Origin of the sequence: Microvirga sp. (assembly GCF_014699075.1) — a bacterium.
Classification (GTDB): domain Bacteria; phylum Pseudomonadota; class Alphaproteobacteria; order Rhizobiales; family Beijerinckiaceae; genus Microvirga.
Map to the genome: position 1 here is coordinate 67,487 of NZ_JACXAB010000005.1, position 15,451 is coordinate 82,937.

The 15,451-nt window shown below is 65.4% G+C and carries 11 protein-coding genes; 5 read left to right on the forward strand and 6 right to left on the reverse strand.

Annotated elements, in window-relative coordinates:
* Nucleotides 1–36: 36 nt before the first annotated feature.
* From IC232_RS09965 to mutL, 5 genes are all read left to right on the forward strand, one after another.
* A complete protein-coding gene (locus IC232_RS09965; RefSeq protein ID WP_190844773.1) occupies nucleotides 37–684 on the forward strand; it encodes a hypothetical protein in 648 nt (215 codons plus the stop codon).
* Nucleotides 685–899: 215 nt separating this feature from the next.
* Complete coding sequence (locus tag IC232_RS09970; RefSeq protein WP_190844774.1) at nucleotides 900–2,231, forward strand: M16 family metallopeptidase; 1,332 nt, start codon at nucleotides 900–902, stop codon at nucleotides 2,229–2,231.
* A gap of 29 nt (nucleotides 2,232–2,260) precedes the next feature.
* Complete coding sequence (locus IC232_RS09975) at nucleotides 2,261–3,538, forward strand: M16 family metallopeptidase (protein ID WP_190844775.1); 1,278 nt, start codon at nucleotides 2,261–2,263, stop codon at nucleotides 3,536–3,538.
* 210 nt (nucleotides 3,539–3,748) lie between these two features.
* The gene (locus IC232_RS09980) at nucleotides 3,749–5,065 is read left to right on the forward strand and encodes a glucose-6-phosphate isomerase (RefSeq protein ID WP_190844776.1); all 1,317 of its coding nucleotides are present in this window, start codon (nucleotides 3,749–3,751) and stop codon (nucleotides 5,063–5,065) included.
* Nucleotides 5,066–5,396: 331 nt separating this feature from the next.
* Nucleotides 5,397–7,247 (forward strand): DNA mismatch repair endonuclease MutL, encoded by a 1,851-nt coding sequence (mutL, locus tag IC232_RS09985; protein ID WP_190844777.1) that lies wholly within the window; start codon nucleotides 5,397–5,399, stop codon nucleotides 7,245–7,247.
* Between the two features lie 46 nt (nucleotides 7,248–7,293).
* Here the strand turns inward: mutL and IC232_RS09990 are convergent, their stop codons facing one another.
* From IC232_RS09990 to IC232_RS10015, 6 genes are all read right to left on the reverse strand, one after another.
* Nucleotides 7,294–7,698 carry a PilZ domain-containing protein gene (locus tag IC232_RS09990; RefSeq protein ID WP_190844778.1) on the reverse strand — a complete coding sequence of 135 codons (405 nt, stop codon included), beginning with the start codon at nucleotides 7,696–7,698 and terminating at the stop codon, nucleotides 7,294–7,296.
* Nucleotides 7,699–7,864: 166 nt separating this feature from the next.
* Nucleotides 7,865–8,908: an L-glyceraldehyde 3-phosphate reductase gene (gene mgrA, locus IC232_RS09995; RefSeq protein WP_190844779.1), complete on the reverse strand. Its 1,044-nt coding sequence runs from the start codon at nucleotides 8,906–8,908 to the stop codon at nucleotides 7,865–7,867.
* An 87-nt stretch (nucleotides 8,909–8,995) separates the two neighbouring features.
* Complete coding sequence (locus IC232_RS10000) at nucleotides 8,996–10,036, reverse strand: zinc-dependent alcohol dehydrogenase family protein (protein ID WP_190844780.1); 1,041 nt, start codon at nucleotides 10,034–10,036, stop codon at nucleotides 8,996–8,998.
* A gap of 280 nt (nucleotides 10,037–10,316) precedes the next feature.
* On the reverse strand, nucleotides 10,317–12,305 hold the full coding sequence (locus tag IC232_RS10005; protein WP_190844781.1) for a calcium-binding protein: 1,989 nt from the start codon (nucleotides 12,303–12,305) through the stop codon (nucleotides 10,317–10,319).
* Nucleotides 12,306–12,549: 244 nt separating this feature from the next.
* Nucleotides 12,550–13,107, reverse strand: a complete 558-nt coding sequence (rsmD, locus tag IC232_RS10010; RefSeq protein WP_190844782.1) for a 16S rRNA (guanine(966)-N(2))-methyltransferase RsmD — start codon at nucleotides 13,105–13,107, stop codon at nucleotides 12,550–12,552.
* A 161-nt stretch (nucleotides 13,108–13,268) separates the two neighbouring features.
* Nucleotides 13,269–15,437 (reverse strand): pseudouridine synthase, encoded by a 2,169-nt coding sequence (locus tag IC232_RS10015; RefSeq protein WP_190844783.1) that lies wholly within the window; start codon nucleotides 15,435–15,437, stop codon nucleotides 13,269–13,271.
* Nucleotides 15,438–15,451: the final 14 nt, after the last annotated feature.

The window sequence follows — 15,451 nt, forward strand, 5'->3', positions numbered from 1 at the left end:
CCTTCCGGCCACAACGAGAAATTAATGGTGGGTGCCATGAAGGGAATGAAAATCGTAGGGTGCGCAGGGGCTTTGGCGCTTCTGGTTGCCGCCACCGGCGCTTCGGCGCAGGAGGGCGAGGCCGTCAAGAGCCTGCTCGGCAGCATCGGCATCATTCCCAAGGAGAAGGACCCGATCGTCTATAACGAGCGTGCTCCTCTCGTGCTCCCGCCGAGCATGAACCTGCCCGCTCCCGCGCCAGGCGGCGGTGCCGAGGCGCGCAACGGCAACTGGCCCAAGGACCCGGATGTGGCAGCCCGCCGCAAGGCGGCCGCCGATGCCCGCACACCTTGGACCAACTCCGAAGCATACAAGCTGAGCGAAGGCCGCCGCCTCTCCATCGAGGAGGTGCGCGCAGGGCGCAATCCGAACAACATCGCCACGACGGCTCCCGCCCGGACAGGCGCGCAGGCCGATATGAGCCGCATGACTCCGGAGGAGTTGAGATCCTATGGGACGTCAGGCGACGACGTGAAACTCCAGGGCGACGGCCTGGAGCGCCGCTTCCTCAGCGATCCTCCTGCAGCGCTCCTCAAGGCCCAGGGAGGCAGCAAGCTCAAGGCCTCCGCCGATCCGGTGGTCAACGGTGATCCCGACAGCCCCCAGGCCTTCATCCGCCAGCAGCAAGAGCGTCGCCGGCAGTAGCCATCCTCTCTTCTCTCTCTTTCAGGCGAACGGGTCCCCCCGCTTCGCCTGAAAACGTTATGGGGTCCTGAAAAGCCAAGCCTGGTTTCGCTGTGCGGCGCAAACCGTCTCCCCACCGGAAAGTTTCGCGGCTTCGCTTGCGTACCCCCCTAATTTGACTATTCCCGTAGGTCTGATCCTGCGAAACGATTTGATGTCGCCAAGGTTGAAACGTCATGGATACTGCCTCTAAGCCCATTCTTCGCGCGGACGCCGCTTCCTTCGGGCGGACGGAAGGCAGTGGCCCGAACCTGTCCTCCTTCACCCTCGACAACGGCCTCGACGTGGTGGTTATTCCCGACCATCGCGTTCCCGTGGTCACCCACATGATCTGGTACCGCAACGGTTCGGCGGATGATCCGATCGGCCAGTCGGGTATCGCGCATTTCCTCGAGCATCTGATGTTCAAGGGCACGGAGAAGCACCCGGCCGGCGAGTTCTCCAAGGTCGTGTCCGGCCTCGGCGGGCAGGAGAATGCATTCACCTCCTTCGACTACACGGCCTATTTCCAGCGCGTCGCCCGCGAAAACCTCAAGACCATGATGGAGTTCGAGGCCGATCGCATGACGAACCTCCTCCTGGAGGAATCGGTGATCGCTCCGGAGCGTGACGTGGTGTTGGAAGAGCGCCGCATGCGGGTCGAGACCGACCCTTCGGCACAGCTGTCCGAGGCCATGGCCGCCTCCCTCTTCGTGCATCATCCTTACGGCATTCCGATCATCGGCTGGATGCATGAGATCGAAACCCTCAACCGCGATCACGCGCTTGATTACTACCGCCGCTTCTACACGCCCGAGAACGGCATCCTCGTCGTTGCCGGCGATGTGACCGAGGACGAGGTGCGGCGCCTCGCCGATGGCACCTATGGCCGCGTCGCGCCGCAGGGCAAGCGGCCGATCCGCGTGCGTCCGCGTGAGCCGGAGCCGGTGGCGGCCCGTCACATCACCGTGGCGGACCCCAAGGTCGAGCAGCCGACCATGCAGCGGCTCTATCTCGTGCCGTCCTGCCGCACCGCCTCGCAGCGCGACTGCTATTCGCTCGAACTGCTTGCCGAAGTCATCGGCGGCGGCCCGACGTCGTATCTCTACCGCAAGCTCGTCATGGAGCGCGGCATCGCGGTGAATGCAGGTGCCTGGTACATGTCCTCCGCCATGGAAGACACCCGCTTCTGCGTCTATGCAGTCCCGGCCGAAGGCGTGTCGCTCCAGGCGCTGGAAGAGGCCGTCGATCAGGTGCTCAAGACGATTCCGTCCGAGGCGCTGGATGGGGATTCCATCGAGCGCGCCAAGACGCGCCTCGTGGCCGAGACGATCTATTCCACCGACAGTCAGTCTTCGCTCGCCCGCATCTACGGCTCGGCGCTCGCCATCGGCGAAACCATCGAGGAGGTGCGCCGCTGGCCGGTGGAGATCGAGACCGTTCTCAAGGACGATCTGGCTTCTGCTGCCGAGCGCTACCTTGTCCCCCGCCGGTCCGTGACGGGCTACCTGCAGAAGTCGGCTTCTTGAAGCTGCCTGCCCCAGAATTTGAGGTCACAATGACAGCTTCTGTCGAAACCCTGTCCTCGTCTCCGACCCAGGTGAAGGCGCTCACCTCGCCGGGCGGCGTCGAGGTCTGGCACGTCGAGTCCGATGTGGTGCCGCTCATTGCCGTCTCGTTCATTTTCGAGGGCGGCTCGGCCCATGATCCTGAGACCAAGCCGGGCGTCGCGCAGATGCTCGCGCGTCTCCTTGACGAGGGCGCTGGCGAGTACGACTCCGACGCGTTCCAGGAGCGCCTGGCCGCACGCGCCATCGAGCTGTCCTTCAACGCCGGCAACGACGCGCTCGGCGGCTCACTGAAGACACTGGTCAAGCACGCGGACGAAGCCTTCGATCTGCTGCGCCTGGCGCTCGCCGAGCCGCGCTTCGACCAGGATTCCATCGAGCGCGTGCGAGCCCAGACCATTGCCGGCCTCAAGTACCAGCAGAACGATCCCGGTGTGATGGCGACCCGCCGTTTCTTCGAGGAAGGCTTTGCCGGTCATCCCTATGGGCGCCCCACCTCCGGCACGCCGGAGAGCGTCGCGGCGATCACGCGGGATGATCTCGTGGCCATGCATCGGGCGATCATCGCCCGCGGTCGCGTCAAGGTGGCGGTCGTTGGCGCCATCGGTTCCGACAACCTGTCGGGGCTCCTCGACAAGGTGTTCGGCTCTCTTCCCGAAGCGAAGCCCTTAGGGATCATCGAGCCTGCGACGCTGCAGAAGATCGGCTCGCGCATCGTCGTCGATCTCGACGTGCCGCAATCGGTCATCCGCTTCGGCATGAACGGCATCGCCTGGAGCGATCCGGGCTTCATCCCGGCCTATGTGCTGAACCACATCCTCGGCGGCGGCGCTTTCACGTCGCGCCTGTTCCAGGAAGTGCGCGAGAAGCGCGGCCTCGCCTACAGCGTCGGCACCTCGCTGGTGAGCTACCGCTCCGCCGCCATGACCTGGGGCTATACGGCCACGAAGAACGAGCGCGTGGTCGAGGCTCTCGATGTCATCACCGATGAGATGGCGAAGCTGACAAGCGAAGGCCCCTCCGACGAGGAACTGCAGAAGGCGAAGGATTATCTCATCGGATCCTATGCGCTCGGCTTCGACACCTCCACCAAGATCGCCCACACCCTGGCGCAGATCGCCTTCGAGGGGCTCGGCATCGATTACATCGCCCGCCGCAACGCCCTCGTCGGTGCGGTGACCCAGGCCGACATCCGCAAGGCGGCCGAGCGCATCTTCGGCGATGGCCGGATGCTGACGGTGATCGCCGGGCGGCCGACAGGGGTGTGACCCCGCCGTCTCCAGACGGCGAGCTTGTCCCAAGAGTCGGTCTTGGAATCCACTTCCGTCGTCATCATCGGCCTTGCGCCGGCCATGACGGGAGGGTCTCACCCGGTCGCCTCTCACCACGGAGACGTCGGCTCAGTTCCGCGGCTCTAGCCTCGGCTTCCTCTCTGCCCTAGTCTTTCGCTCCAACTTGCAACGAGTCGGAGTACGCCTATGCCCCTGCAGCAATCGATCGATCTTGCCCTTGAATCCACGATCGGGGAGGGCGGTCTACCGCAGGCGGCGCTGGATGAGGCGCTCGGGCTTGTCGGCGAGGCCATGAAGCGGCTGTCGCAGGACGATTCTTCGGGACGGCTGCCGCTGCTCCATATGCCCCGCACGACGGACGATCTGGCGAGTATCCGCGAGGCGGCCACCTTCCTGCGCGACGATGCCACCGATGTCGTGTTCCTCGGCACCGGCGGATCGAGCCTCGGCGGGCAGACCCTGGCCCAGCTGAAGGATTATGCGGTGCCCGGTGCCGGGCGCTTCACCGAGAGCCCCCGGGTCCACTTCCTCGACAACCTCGACCCCATCACCTTCGACCGCGTCCTGCATAAGCTGCCGCTCTCCTCGACCAAGTTCGTATCGATCTCGAAATCCGGCGGCACAGGCGAGACCCTAATGCAGACGATCGCCGTGCTCACCGCCCTCGACAAGGCGGGCTTGAGCGCCCATCCCAAGGATGTGTTCCTCGGCCTTTCGGAGCCGCGCAAGGATGGCGTCAGAAATGCCCTGCGCGATCTGCTGGAGCCCGAAGGCGTGCGCTTTCTCGATCATCACACCGGCATCGGCGGGCGCTATTCGGTGCTCACCAATGTGGGCCTGCTGCCCGCAGCGGTGCTCGGCCTCGACATCGCGGCGATCCGCCAGGGTGCGACTGACGCCTCCGAGCCCTTCCGCAGCGGCGCCGCCGCCAAGGACGCGCCGGCGGCGCTTGGTGCCGCCCTCAACGTTGCCATGGCCCGCGACGGAAAAGGCATCACAGTGGCGATGGGCTATGCGGATCGGCTCGAGCGCTTCACCCGCTGGTGGGTGCAGCTCTGGGCCGAGAGCGTCGGCAAGGATGGCCACGGCACTCAGCCGGTGGCGGCCATCGGCCCCGTGGACCAGCACAGCCAGCTCCAGCTTTATCTCGCAGGCCCCAACGACAAGCTCTTCACCGTCATGACCACGGGCGTGGCGGGCAAGGGGCCGCTCATGGACGAGAAGCTCGCCAAGCGGGCCGGCGAGGCGGGCTTCGGCGGCAAGCATATCGGCGATCTGGTCGCCGCGCAGGGGCGCGCCACCGCCGACACCCTGGCCAAGAACGGCCGCCCGACCCGCCAGATCCATATCGAAAAGCTCGACGAGCGCGCGGTGGGCGAACTGCTCATGCACTTCATGCTGGAGACGATCCTGGCCGGCTATGCGCTGGGCGTCGATCCGTTCGACCAGCCTGCCGTGGAAGAGGGCAAGATCCTGGCGAAGCAGTATCTCGCGCAGGGGTAGCTCCCCTGAACGTCATCCCGGACGAAGCGCAGCGGAGATCCGGGATCGCTGGACGAGAGTGGCTGCGGTTCACCTCTCCCGGTGGGAGAGGTCGCGCCTTCAGGCGTGGGTGAGGGGTTACAGGTCTATCCGGACAGGACACTAACCCCTCACCCCAAGCCTCTCCCTCAGGGAGAGGGAGGCCAGCGCTTCATTCTAAAAGCGATCCCGGATCGGCTTTGCCGTCCGGAATGACGTTCCAAGTCAGCAGGGGAATAACATCGGGCGTGCTGGTTTCCGTCGCCTTCAACGCCTATCTTCCGCTCATCGACTCTTGAACCAGCAGGCCCTCATGCACGTCCGCCGCCTCGATCCCATCCTCGTCGACCGCATCGCTGCGGGCGAGGTCGTCGAGCGCCCGGCGGCGGCCGTGAAGGAATTGGTCGAGAACGCCGTCGATGCAGGCGCCACCTCCATCGAGATCACCGTGGAGGCGGGCGGGCGCCGCCTGATCCGGATCGTCGATGACGGCCGGGGCATGACGCCCGAGGACCTGGAACTCGCGGTCGAACGCCATGCCACGTCCAAGCTGCCGGACGGCGACCTGTTCGCCATCAACACGCTGGGCTTTCGCGGCGAGGCCCTGCCGTCGATCGGAGCGGTGGCGCGGCTGTCCATTACATCCCGCACGGCCGAAGCCGAGACCGGCAGCGCCATCGTGGTGGAAGCGGGCGTGAAGAGCCCGGTGCGGCCCGCGCCTGCGCCGAAAGGCACCCGCGTCGAGGTGACGGACCTGTTCTCCGCCACGCCCGCGCGCCTGAAATTCCTGAAGAGCGACCGCTCGGAGGCACAAGCCGTGGCGGAGATCGTCAAGCGGCTCGCCATCGCGCATCCGACAATCCGCTTCACCCTGTCAGGCGAGCACATCACGGCCTTCACCTATCCGCCGGAGGAGCCCGGCGAGCATGGCTTCCTGCGCCGCCTCTCGCGGGTGCTGGGGCCTGAGTTCCACGAGAACGCCATGGCGATCGGCGTCGAGCGCGAGGGCGTGCGGCTTGGCGGTTTCGCCAGTCTTCCGACCTATCATCGCGGCACCGGCACGGCGATCCACTTCGTAGTCAACGGACGGCCTGTGCGCGACAAGCTGCTGCTCGGCGCGGTGCGTGGCGCCTATGCGGATGTGATGGCCTCCGACCGGCACCCGGTGCTCGCCATCATGATCGACCTCGATCCGCGCAGCGTTGACGTGAACGTGCATCCGGCCAAGACGGAGGTGCGCTTCCGCGATCCGAACTTCGTGCGCGGCTTCGTGGTGGCGGCCCTGAAGGAGGCCATCACCCGCCATGCCTTCCGGGCCTCATCCACCGGCGGCACGCGCACCCTGGAGAGCCTGCGTCCGCAAGGCGCGCTGCCCATGCGCCCGGCCTACCCGCACCGCACCCATGCCATCCGTCCCACGGGCGCTTTCGCCAACTGGCAGGCCCCGCTCGATGCGCCGGAGCATCCTTATGCCTCCGCCTCGGGCCTTGCAGAACGGCAGGCGAGCCTGCCCGATCTCGCCGCGCCATCCGCCGACAGCCGCGCAACGCTTGCCGAGATGGAGCCGCAGACCGAGGAATCCCCGCTCGGTGCCGCGCGCGCGCAACTGCATGGCACCTATATCGTCGCGCAGACGCAGGACGGCATCGTCATCGTCGACCAGCACGCAGCGCATGAGCGCCTCGTCTATGAGCGCCTGAAGCGCGAGCGCGCCTCGTCCGGCATTGCGCGGCAATTGCTGCTGATCCCCGAGGTGGTCGATCTCGACCCTGTGGATGCGGACCGGGTGCTCGCGGAAGCGGCTTCGCTGGAGGGCCTCGGCCTCGTGGTCGAGCCCTTCGGGCACGGCGCGCTCCTTGTGCGCGAGGTGCCGTCCGCGCTCGCAGGCGGTCGCATCAAGGCGCTGGTGCAGGATGTCGCCGATGCGCTTGCCGAATGGGGCCAGGGGGCTTCAGGTCCGCTGGAGGAACGGCTCGATGCCGTTCTCTCGCGCATGTCCTGCCACGGCTCGATCCGCTCCGGACGGCGCCTGCGGCCGGAGGAGATGAATGCTCTGCTGCGCGAGATGGAAGCGACGCCCCTGTCAGGCCAGTGCAACCACGGACGGCCGACTTATGTGGAGTTGAAGCTCAGCGACATCGAGCGCCTGTTCGGACGCCGCTGACCCAGTCCTTATTGAGCACTCCTCTCTGGAAGCGCCCAGGCGATGGTCAGGCTCCGGTCTGCCAGAGCTTGAGATTCTTGCGCGCCGGTTTGGCCGCCAGATGGGCCGGCATGGCGGCCTGATCCAGGCAATCCTCGAAGGTGAGCGTGCGGGGCACTTCTGCCGTCATTGCAGCGTCGGCCTCGTCGGCGCTGAATGCGATCCCGGCGAAGCCGTCCCTGCGCCAGCACACCCGTGCCCGGCGAACTTGCAGGTCATGGGCTGCGATGAAGAGCTCGAAGGTCTCCGGCAGGTCCATCTGCGGCTTCAGGGCGATCCTGGCGCCGCCGGTCGAGATATCCCGCACCGTGCAGGGGATCATCGCGTCAGGCCCCAGCATGATCTGCGCCGGGTGATGGGCAGGAAAGCGCCTGGCGTGCCGGCGGTTGTCGGAGGCAGTGACGGAGACCATGGAAGCGACCTGGGACAAATGGCCAATGAAGCTTTGCATTAACCATTTGTTAACCGGTTTCTCAAGTCCCCCAAAAGAGGTATCCCCGAAGAGACTGGGGATTGCGGCCTGTCCTAGAGCGTCAAATCGATCCTGAAAGTGCAAATCCACTTTTGGGATCGACGCTTCACCGCGACGGGCCCTTCCGCTCCGCTGAAGCCGCCCAGATATTCAGGTTGCCCTCGCCGGCGAAGTGGTCGATCTCGGCGAGTTCCTCGGGCGTGAACGACAGGTTCTTGAGCGCGCCGACGCAGTCGACCACCTGCTCGGGGCGGCTCGCGCCGATGAGCGCCGAGGTCACGCGCTCCCCGCGCAGCACCCAGGCCAGCGCCATCTGGGCCAGCGTCTGTCCACGCCGCTCGGCAATGCCGTTGAGGCCGCGGATGCGGGAGAGGTTGTCCTCGCTCAAGAAGGACGTGCGCAGGGACTTGCCTTGCGCGGCGCGGCTCTCCTCAGGGATCCCGTTCAGGTACTTCGTCGTCAGCATGCCCTGCGCGAGCGGCGAGAACACGATGGAGCCCATGCCGACATCATCGAGGGTGTCGAGCAGGCCGTCCTCTTCGATCCAGCGGTTGAGCATGGAATAGCTCGGCTGGTGGATGATGCACGGGGTCTTGAGTTCGCGCAGGATCGCAACTGCCTCGCGGGTGCGCTGGCTGTTGTAGGACGACAGGCCCACATAGAGCGCCTTGCCCTGCCGCACGGCGGAATCCAGCGCCATCATGGTCTCTTCCAAGGGCGTGTTCGGGTCGAAGCGGTGGGAGTAGAAGATATCCACGTACTCGGCGCCTAAGCGCTTGAGGCTCTGGTCAAGGCTGGAGAGCACATATTTCCGGCTTCCCCACTCGCCGTAGGGGCCGGGCCACATGCGGTAGCCGGCCTTGGTGGAAATCAACATCTCGTCGCGCAGGCCATGAAAGTCATGCCGCAGGATTTCGCCGAACAGCGTTTCGGCCGAGCCCGGAGGAGGGCCGTAATTGTTGGCGAGATCGAAATGCGTGATGCCGAGATCGAAGGCCGTGCGGCAGATCTCCCGCGCGGTCGCAGCAGACTTGTCCTCACCGAAATTATGCCAGAGCCCGAGCGAAATCGCCGGCAGCAGGAGCCCGCTGTGGCCGCACCGGTTGTAGATCATGTCATCATAGCGATTTTCAGCGGGCAGGTAGGCCATCGAATTCTCCAGCGCAGCAACAGGGCAGAACACTTACATAGCGCGCTCGGCGCGTGTTCAACAACGCGAGCGTCGTGTCACTGATGACTAGAAGCTTGTGACGACGTTGATGCCGAGCCCTTCGAACCGGTCCATCGCCATGAGGGCGGCGGGCGCTTCGTCGAGGCTCAGGTGCTTGCCGACGAGCTTTTGCGGCGCGAGCTTCCCGGTGAGGATCATGGCCATCATGTCCTGATAGCGGAAGGCCTGCATGCCGTGGCTGCCATAGATCTCCAGCTCATGGGCGATGACCTGCGCCATCGGCACGGTTGCTCGGGCATGATCGCCCACCATGAGCCCGACCTGCACGTGACGCCCGCGGCGGCGCAGGTTGGCGATGGAGTTGAAGCAGGTGACCGGGCTGCCCAATGCGTCCATGGACACATGAGCGCCACCGCTGGTGATCTCCTTCACTGCGCCGATCACGTCGCGGGCATCACGGGCATTGACCGTTGCCACGGCGCCCATCTCACGCGCGAAGGCAAGCTTCTCTTCGGTGAGGTCAATCGCAATCACATTCGCCCCCATGGCGCTTGCGATCATGATGGCCGATAGCCCGACGCCGCCGCAGCCGTGAACCGCCACCCATTCACCGGGCTTCACGCGGCCCTGGTCGACGATGGCGCGGAACGATGTGACAAAGCGGCAGCCGAGGCTTGCCGCGGTGGCGAAATCGAGCTCCTCGGGCAGTGCCACGAGGTTCGTGTCGGCATAGTTGACAGCCACATATTCCGCGAACGATCCCCAGGCCGTGAAGCCCGGCTGGAACTGCTGCTCGCAGACCTGATGGTTGCCGGAATTGCATTCATGACAATGCCCGCATCCACCCACGAACGGCACCGTGACGCGATCGCCCTTTTTCCAGCGCGTGACCCGGCTGCCTGCGGCAAGAACCGTACCGGCAAGCTCGTGCCCCGGTACATGCGGCAGCACCACGTCGGGGTCATGCCCCATCCAGCCATGCCAGTCGCTCCGGCACAGGCCCGTCGCTTCCACCTTGATCACGACGCCATCCGGAGCAGGCGTGGGATCCGGCACGTTCTGCACGCGGGGCGGCTGGCCGAACTGCTCGAAGAGAACCGCTTTCATGATGCGCCCTTCCTCCGCGACGGGTGAAGAGGCGGTATAGCGGTTGGGGACGGGGAGGGCAAATGCGAGAGCTGCAGGTACTCATCGCTTCTCGATGGACTGGCCCTCTCCAGTGTCATCCCCGCGAAGGCGGGGATCCATAAACACGACGTATTAGGAGAGGGCGAGAAGTGTCGCGCCTCATTCTGCATCGCCAGCGGATATGGATCCCGGGCTCCGCTGTGCGGCCCCGGGATGACAGCGTGAAGATGATGCGCGGCTTCGCTCTGGGTATGCGCGCTCAGATCACGAAGAAGTCGTGGTAGGTCAGCTTGAGGTTTTTCGGCAGGGTGGCGATCTTCACCTGAGCTTTCGCGCCAGTGCCGTCCTGGTCGTAGGAGAGCGCCCCTGTCTTGCTGTCGTAGATGATGCGATCTTCCTTGTCTTTGGCCGCATCGCTCTTCACGAACATATCCGCCTTGAACTTCACGCCCTTGTCCGAGCCCTTGCCGAGCTTGGTGAAGATCTTATTCTCGAGCTGAACGGAATCGTACTTCGGGTTGAAGTCGTAGATCCGGTCCACGTTGCTGATCTTGTTCGGCTTGGTGTCGAACACGAACACATCCCTGCCCGTGCCTGTGCCACCGTAGAGCTTGTCGCTGCCGGTGCCGCCGGAGAGCTTGTCCGCCCCTGAACCGCCATAGAGGACGTCATTGCCGGAGGCGGCCTTGAGCACATCGTTGCCGCCCTGGCCTTCGAGCGTGTTCTTGCCCGCGTGGCCTGTTATCTCGTTGGCTGTGTCCGAGCCGGTCAGGTTGGCTGACATCTTGGAGGACAAACCCGAGACTCTGAGCACCTCAATCTCCGCATCCACGCTCAATGCATAGCTGCCGCCGACGATCACCGTGTCACGCCCCTCATTGAAGGCTTCTTCGAGAATGTCTCCTGCCCTGATATGATAAGTATCGTCGCCACCACGTCCCTTGAGGATCGTGGCGCCGTTGCCTGTCAGGGTATCGGCATGGGAGGAGCCGATGATGCCCTCGATCGAGATCCAGGTGTCCCCGGCACCATCACCGGAGGCGCCTGCGAGGCTCGCCGTTACGCCGACGCCTGAACTTGCAAACGACACGAAGTCGATTCCACCCGCACCGTTCAGAACATCTGCACCCGCTCCGCCGTCGAAGGTGTCGTTGAAGGCGGTGCCGATGTAATGATCGCTTCTGGCGGTACCGTTCAACGAAACCGGTTCGCCGCGCGGATCGACGATCTGGATCCCCTGCGAGTGACGAACGATGATACGTCCGTCAGCCATGAGGTGAAGTTCCTGCAGATAGATGGATTGAGTTGTCGTCGCTTGATTGACACGGACGTCGTCGGTCAGCCGCACTCCCTGCTTGTCGAAGATGGCGATATGAACCTCATATCTCTCGACACCTCCAGCGACTTCTGTCGCCTTTTCGTAAGCTACGGCAAAGCCGCCGCCCGGCAGGGCAAGCACATCGGAATGACCGGCGGACAACAGGTTCGGAAGAGCCAGGGATGAAACGGGTTTTGCGTCGGAGATGGCAACTCCGTCGGAGGTGTAGACCCTCATGAAGGCATTGGGATCAGGGGGCCCGGCCGGGCCTTGCTCCATCCAGGTCACGACGAAGCCACCGTGTCGAAGTGCCGTGACCTTGACTGCTTCCTTTTGGGGCGAACCGCTGGTCGAGATCGAGAAGGGTTCTGAAATGCCGGGAGCACCGGACCCTTGGGGCGTGAGGATCCGCCCCTCTATATCCGAGATGCCTTTCCGGTATACAACCACCACCTGTCCATTGGACAAGGCCGTCATGTCAGTCGCGGGAATGTCCTCGGCACGCGTATAGACGGCTCCCAGTTGCTCCTCGTGCAAGCTGGCTCCGCTTGAGCTGAAAACCTTCAGAGTAGCCGGACCGTTAGTTCCGAGGCGGTAACTGACGACGATACCACCCTCCCCGAAGCTCGTGATGGCATCGGCATAGTAAAAGCTGGAGTTGGATCCTGAGAGGGGAACAACTGCCGTCGGCTTCCCAAGGGGGGAGAGATCGGCGTCGTAAAGCCCCAGCCAGGGGTTCACAAGGCCGGAACTCGGCCTGTAGGAGGTCCAGGTCAGGGCAGTGCGGCCATCGGGAAGCTCGACTGCCATGGGCTCGCTGGCCCATCGAGCAAGATCCGACAGATGGGCCTGCGGCCCAGCGTCCGGTATTTCGACGATGCGCTCCGATCGCAAGGATCCGTCCGCATTGTAGATCCAGGCCGTCAGCACGGAACTCTCAGGCGATCCGGCTCTGCCTATGACGAGGAACTCCCGTTACTGAGCGCCGTGACCTGCGGCATGCTGATATCCGCCGGGAGCGCAATTTTGGATCCCCAGAGAAATGGTGCGGCCATGGCGATCCTCCATCGCAAATCGGAACTGCAGAGCGCCACGGAAGCGGCGGAGCAATGTTATTTGGAAATGCCTTTAGGACAACCGTCTTGTTGGAAGGTGAAGCCGATAAGTCATCGGCTCACCCCTTGAACCGCCCGAACACCACCTTCGTCTCCCCATAATCCCGTCGCTCGATCTCCTCGAAGCGCTCGGGCAGCGAAACCTCGACGCCTTGCGCTTCCTCGACGATCACGAGCGCGTCCGGCACGAGCCAACCGCCTTCGGCGCAGGAGCTGAGCGCCTTGGGTGCGAGATCCCGGCCGTAGGGTGGATCGCAGAACACCATGGAGAAGGGCGCATTGGGAGCCGCCTCGCCCATGCGGGTGGCGTCGCGGCGAAAGAGGCGGGTGGCGCCGCCGGCGCCGAGCGCTTCCACGTTCTCGCGGATGATGCCGCGGGCCTGCGCACCGTCATCGACAAAAAGCGCAAAGGCGGCGCCGCGCGAAAGCGCCTCCAGACCCAGGGCACCGGTGCCGGCGAACAGGTCGAGCACCCGCGCGCCCTCGATGGAGTCGTCATAGGAATGTTGGAGGATGTTGAAGAGCGTCTCGCGCAGGCGGTCCGAGGTCGGGCGGATGGCGTCCGAGCTCGGCCCCTTGAGCGAGCGGCCGCGCCAGCGCCCGCCCACGATTCTCATGGTTCAAACCTCATGAAGAGAGTCTCACAAAACTCAAAGAGCCTCATCCTGAGGAGGTCACGCAAGTGACCGTCTCGAAGGGCGAGGGGTCTCCAGAGACCACTGGACCCTCCTTCGAGACGCAGGCTGCGTCTGCTCCTCAGGATGAGGTTTGTGTTGTCTTAGCGGCGACCGCGCGGGCCGCCCTTGGAACCGCCCTTGTTGAAGCCACCCTTCGAGGCACCGCCCTTGGACGCACCTCGGGGGCCGCCTTTGAAGCCGCCGCCGGCGCCGCCTCTCGGTCCGCCGCGAGACGGTCCATCGCCGCGCGGAGGGCCGCGACGGGGACGCTCGTCATCGCCACGGGCGCGGAAAGGCCGGTCTCCGTCAGAGCGACGGGGGCGGTCATCGCCTCCCTCGCGGGAACGGAATGGGCGATCCCCCTGCGGCTTGCGGGGGCGGTCATCGCCGCCTTCGCGCGAGCGGAAAGGACGGTCGCCCTGAGGCCTGCGTGGGCGATCCTCGGATCCTTCATCCCGTGAGCGGAACGGCCTGTCGCCGGCCGAACGGCGCGGGCGGTCGTCGTCGCGGCGCGGCGGACGGCTTGCGCCCTCGCGCCTCGCCGGAGCCGCATCGCGGTCGTCACGACGGCGCGGGCGATCCTCACCGGATGTTGCACCACGGCCCCTGCGCGGAGCGGGCGCTTCCTCTTCCTGGGGCTGGCGCACGAGGCGCTCCACCCGGACCTTGCGGCCTTCCTTGGAGGTGATCGCGCCCATGCGTTCGCGCTGACGCTCCCCGGCTGCGGCGCGGGCTTCGCGTGGATCGGCGCCGCGGCGGGGCACCTTCCTGCTCGGTGCATCCTCATCGGTTTCGCCGGCACGCCAGACGGTCTTCTTCACGTCGAGACGCGAGGGGAACTTCCTCGGCTCTTCCTCATCACGACCGCGACGGTCGCCGTCACGGGCGCGGAACGGCCGTTCGTCATCGTCTCGGCGGCGGCGCGGACGCTCCTCATCGCGGCCGCGGGCGGGCCGTGCAGGGCGCTCGTCACGGTCCTGGCGCTCCTTCTTCGAGGAGCCGAAAGGCGCGATCGGCTCGCGCACCGGGCTTTCGAAATCGACGCCGGCCTCAACCGCGAGCGCTTCACCGAGCTGGTCCTTGAGAACCCTGGTGCGCACCTCTTCCACAAGGCCGACTTCGAGATCGCCGAGCTGGAAGGGGCCGAAGGACATGCGGATCAGGCGGTTCACCTGCAGGCCCATATGCTCGAGGATGCGCTTGATCTCGCGGTTCTTGCCCTCGCGTAGGCCCATGGTGATCCAGGCATTGTCGCCCTGCACCCGGTCGAGGCGCGCCTCGATCGGGCCGTAGTCGATGCCATCGATGGAGATTCCGTCGCGAAGCTTGTCGAGATCGGCCTGGTTGACCTCGCCGTGGGCGCGCACCTTGTAGCGGCGCAGCCAGCCGGTGTCGGGATGGGCGATGACGCGGGCGAGGCCACCGTCATTGGTGAGCAGCAGCAGCCCTTCCGTGTTGATGTCGAGCCGGCCCACCGCCACCACGCGGGGCAGGTCCTCGGGCAGGTTGTCGAATACGGTGGGGCGTCCCTCCGGGTCCTTGGCCGTGGTCACGAGGCCGCGCGGCTTATGGAACAGCCACAGGCGTGTGCGTTCCTTGGTGGGCAAGGGCTCGCCGTCCACAGTGATCGTGTCAGCGGCGGTCACATTGACCGCAGGGCTCTCCAGCACCTTGCCGTTGAGGGTGACGCGGCCTTCCGCGATCATCACCTCCACGTCGCGGCGGGAGGCGATGCCCGCACGGGCGATCACCTTGGCGATACGGTCCTCGACCGGCTCCTGAGGCTCGGCCTGCACCGCAGGCTGCTCCTCGCGGGCGCGGCGCGGGCGATCCTCTGCCGAGCGGTCGAAGCGGCGCGGACGCTCGTCGCCGCCACGGCCCCGGAAGGGGCGGTCACCCTCCTCACGACGCGGACGGAAAGGCTTGTCGCCACCTTCGCCGCGAGGGCGGAACGGCTTGTCATCGGTGCTGCGGGCGCGGAACGGCTTGTCGCCACCCTCGGAACGGCGGGGGCGCTCGTCGCCGTCTCGGCTGCGGAACGGCTTGTCTCCCGCAGGGCGCGGGCGGAAAGGCTTGTCCCCATCGCGGCTGCGGAAAGGCTTGTCTCCGGCGTCACGGGGCTTGCGCGGGCGGTCATCATCGCCACGGGCGCGGAAGGGGCGCTCGCCGCCTTCGCGGGGCTTGCGGGGGCGGCCGCCGGACGTTGGGCGGCCACGGTCGGAGCGTCCCGGCGGACGGCCCTTGCGATTATCGTCGTTGCTGTCGGTCATGGGAGCCTGATAGC

Coding starts and splice junctions, on each gene's coding strand:
- IC232_RS09965 (WP_190844773.1), top strand. CDS start 37: ATGAAGGGAATGAAAATCGTAGGGTGCGCAGGGGCTTTGGCGCTTCTG.
- mgrA (WP_190844779.1), bottom strand. CDS start 8,908: ATGGCCTACCTGCCCGCTGAAAATCGCTATGATGACATGATCTACAAC.
- IC232_RS09980 (WP_190844776.1), top strand. CDS start 3,749: ATGCCCCTGCAGCAATCGATCGATCTTGCCCTTGAATCCACGATCGGG.
- mutL (WP_190844777.1), top strand. CDS start 5,397: ATGCACGTCCGCCGCCTCGATCCCATCCTCGTCGACCGCATCGCTGCG.
- IC232_RS09975 (WP_190844775.1), top strand. CDS start 2,261: ATGACAGCTTCTGTCGAAACCCTGTCCTCGTCTCCGACCCAGGTGAAG.
- IC232_RS09990 (WP_190844778.1), bottom strand. CDS start 7,698: ATGGTCTCCGTCACTGCCTCCGACAACCGCCGGCACGCCAGGCGCTTT.
- IC232_RS10000 (WP_190844780.1), bottom strand. CDS start 10,036: ATGAAAGCGGTTCTCTTCGAGCAGTTCGGCCAGCCGCCCCGCGTGCAG.
- rsmD (WP_190844782.1), bottom strand. CDS start 13,107: ATGAGAATCGTGGGCGGGCGCTGGCGCGGCCGCTCGCTCAAGGGGCCG.
- IC232_RS09970 (WP_190844774.1), top strand. CDS start 900: ATGGATACTGCCTCTAAGCCCATTCTTCGCGCGGACGCCGCTTCCTTC.
- IC232_RS10015 (WP_190844783.1), bottom strand. CDS start 15,437: ATGACCGACAGCAACGACGATAATCGCAAGGGCCGTCCGCCGGGACGC.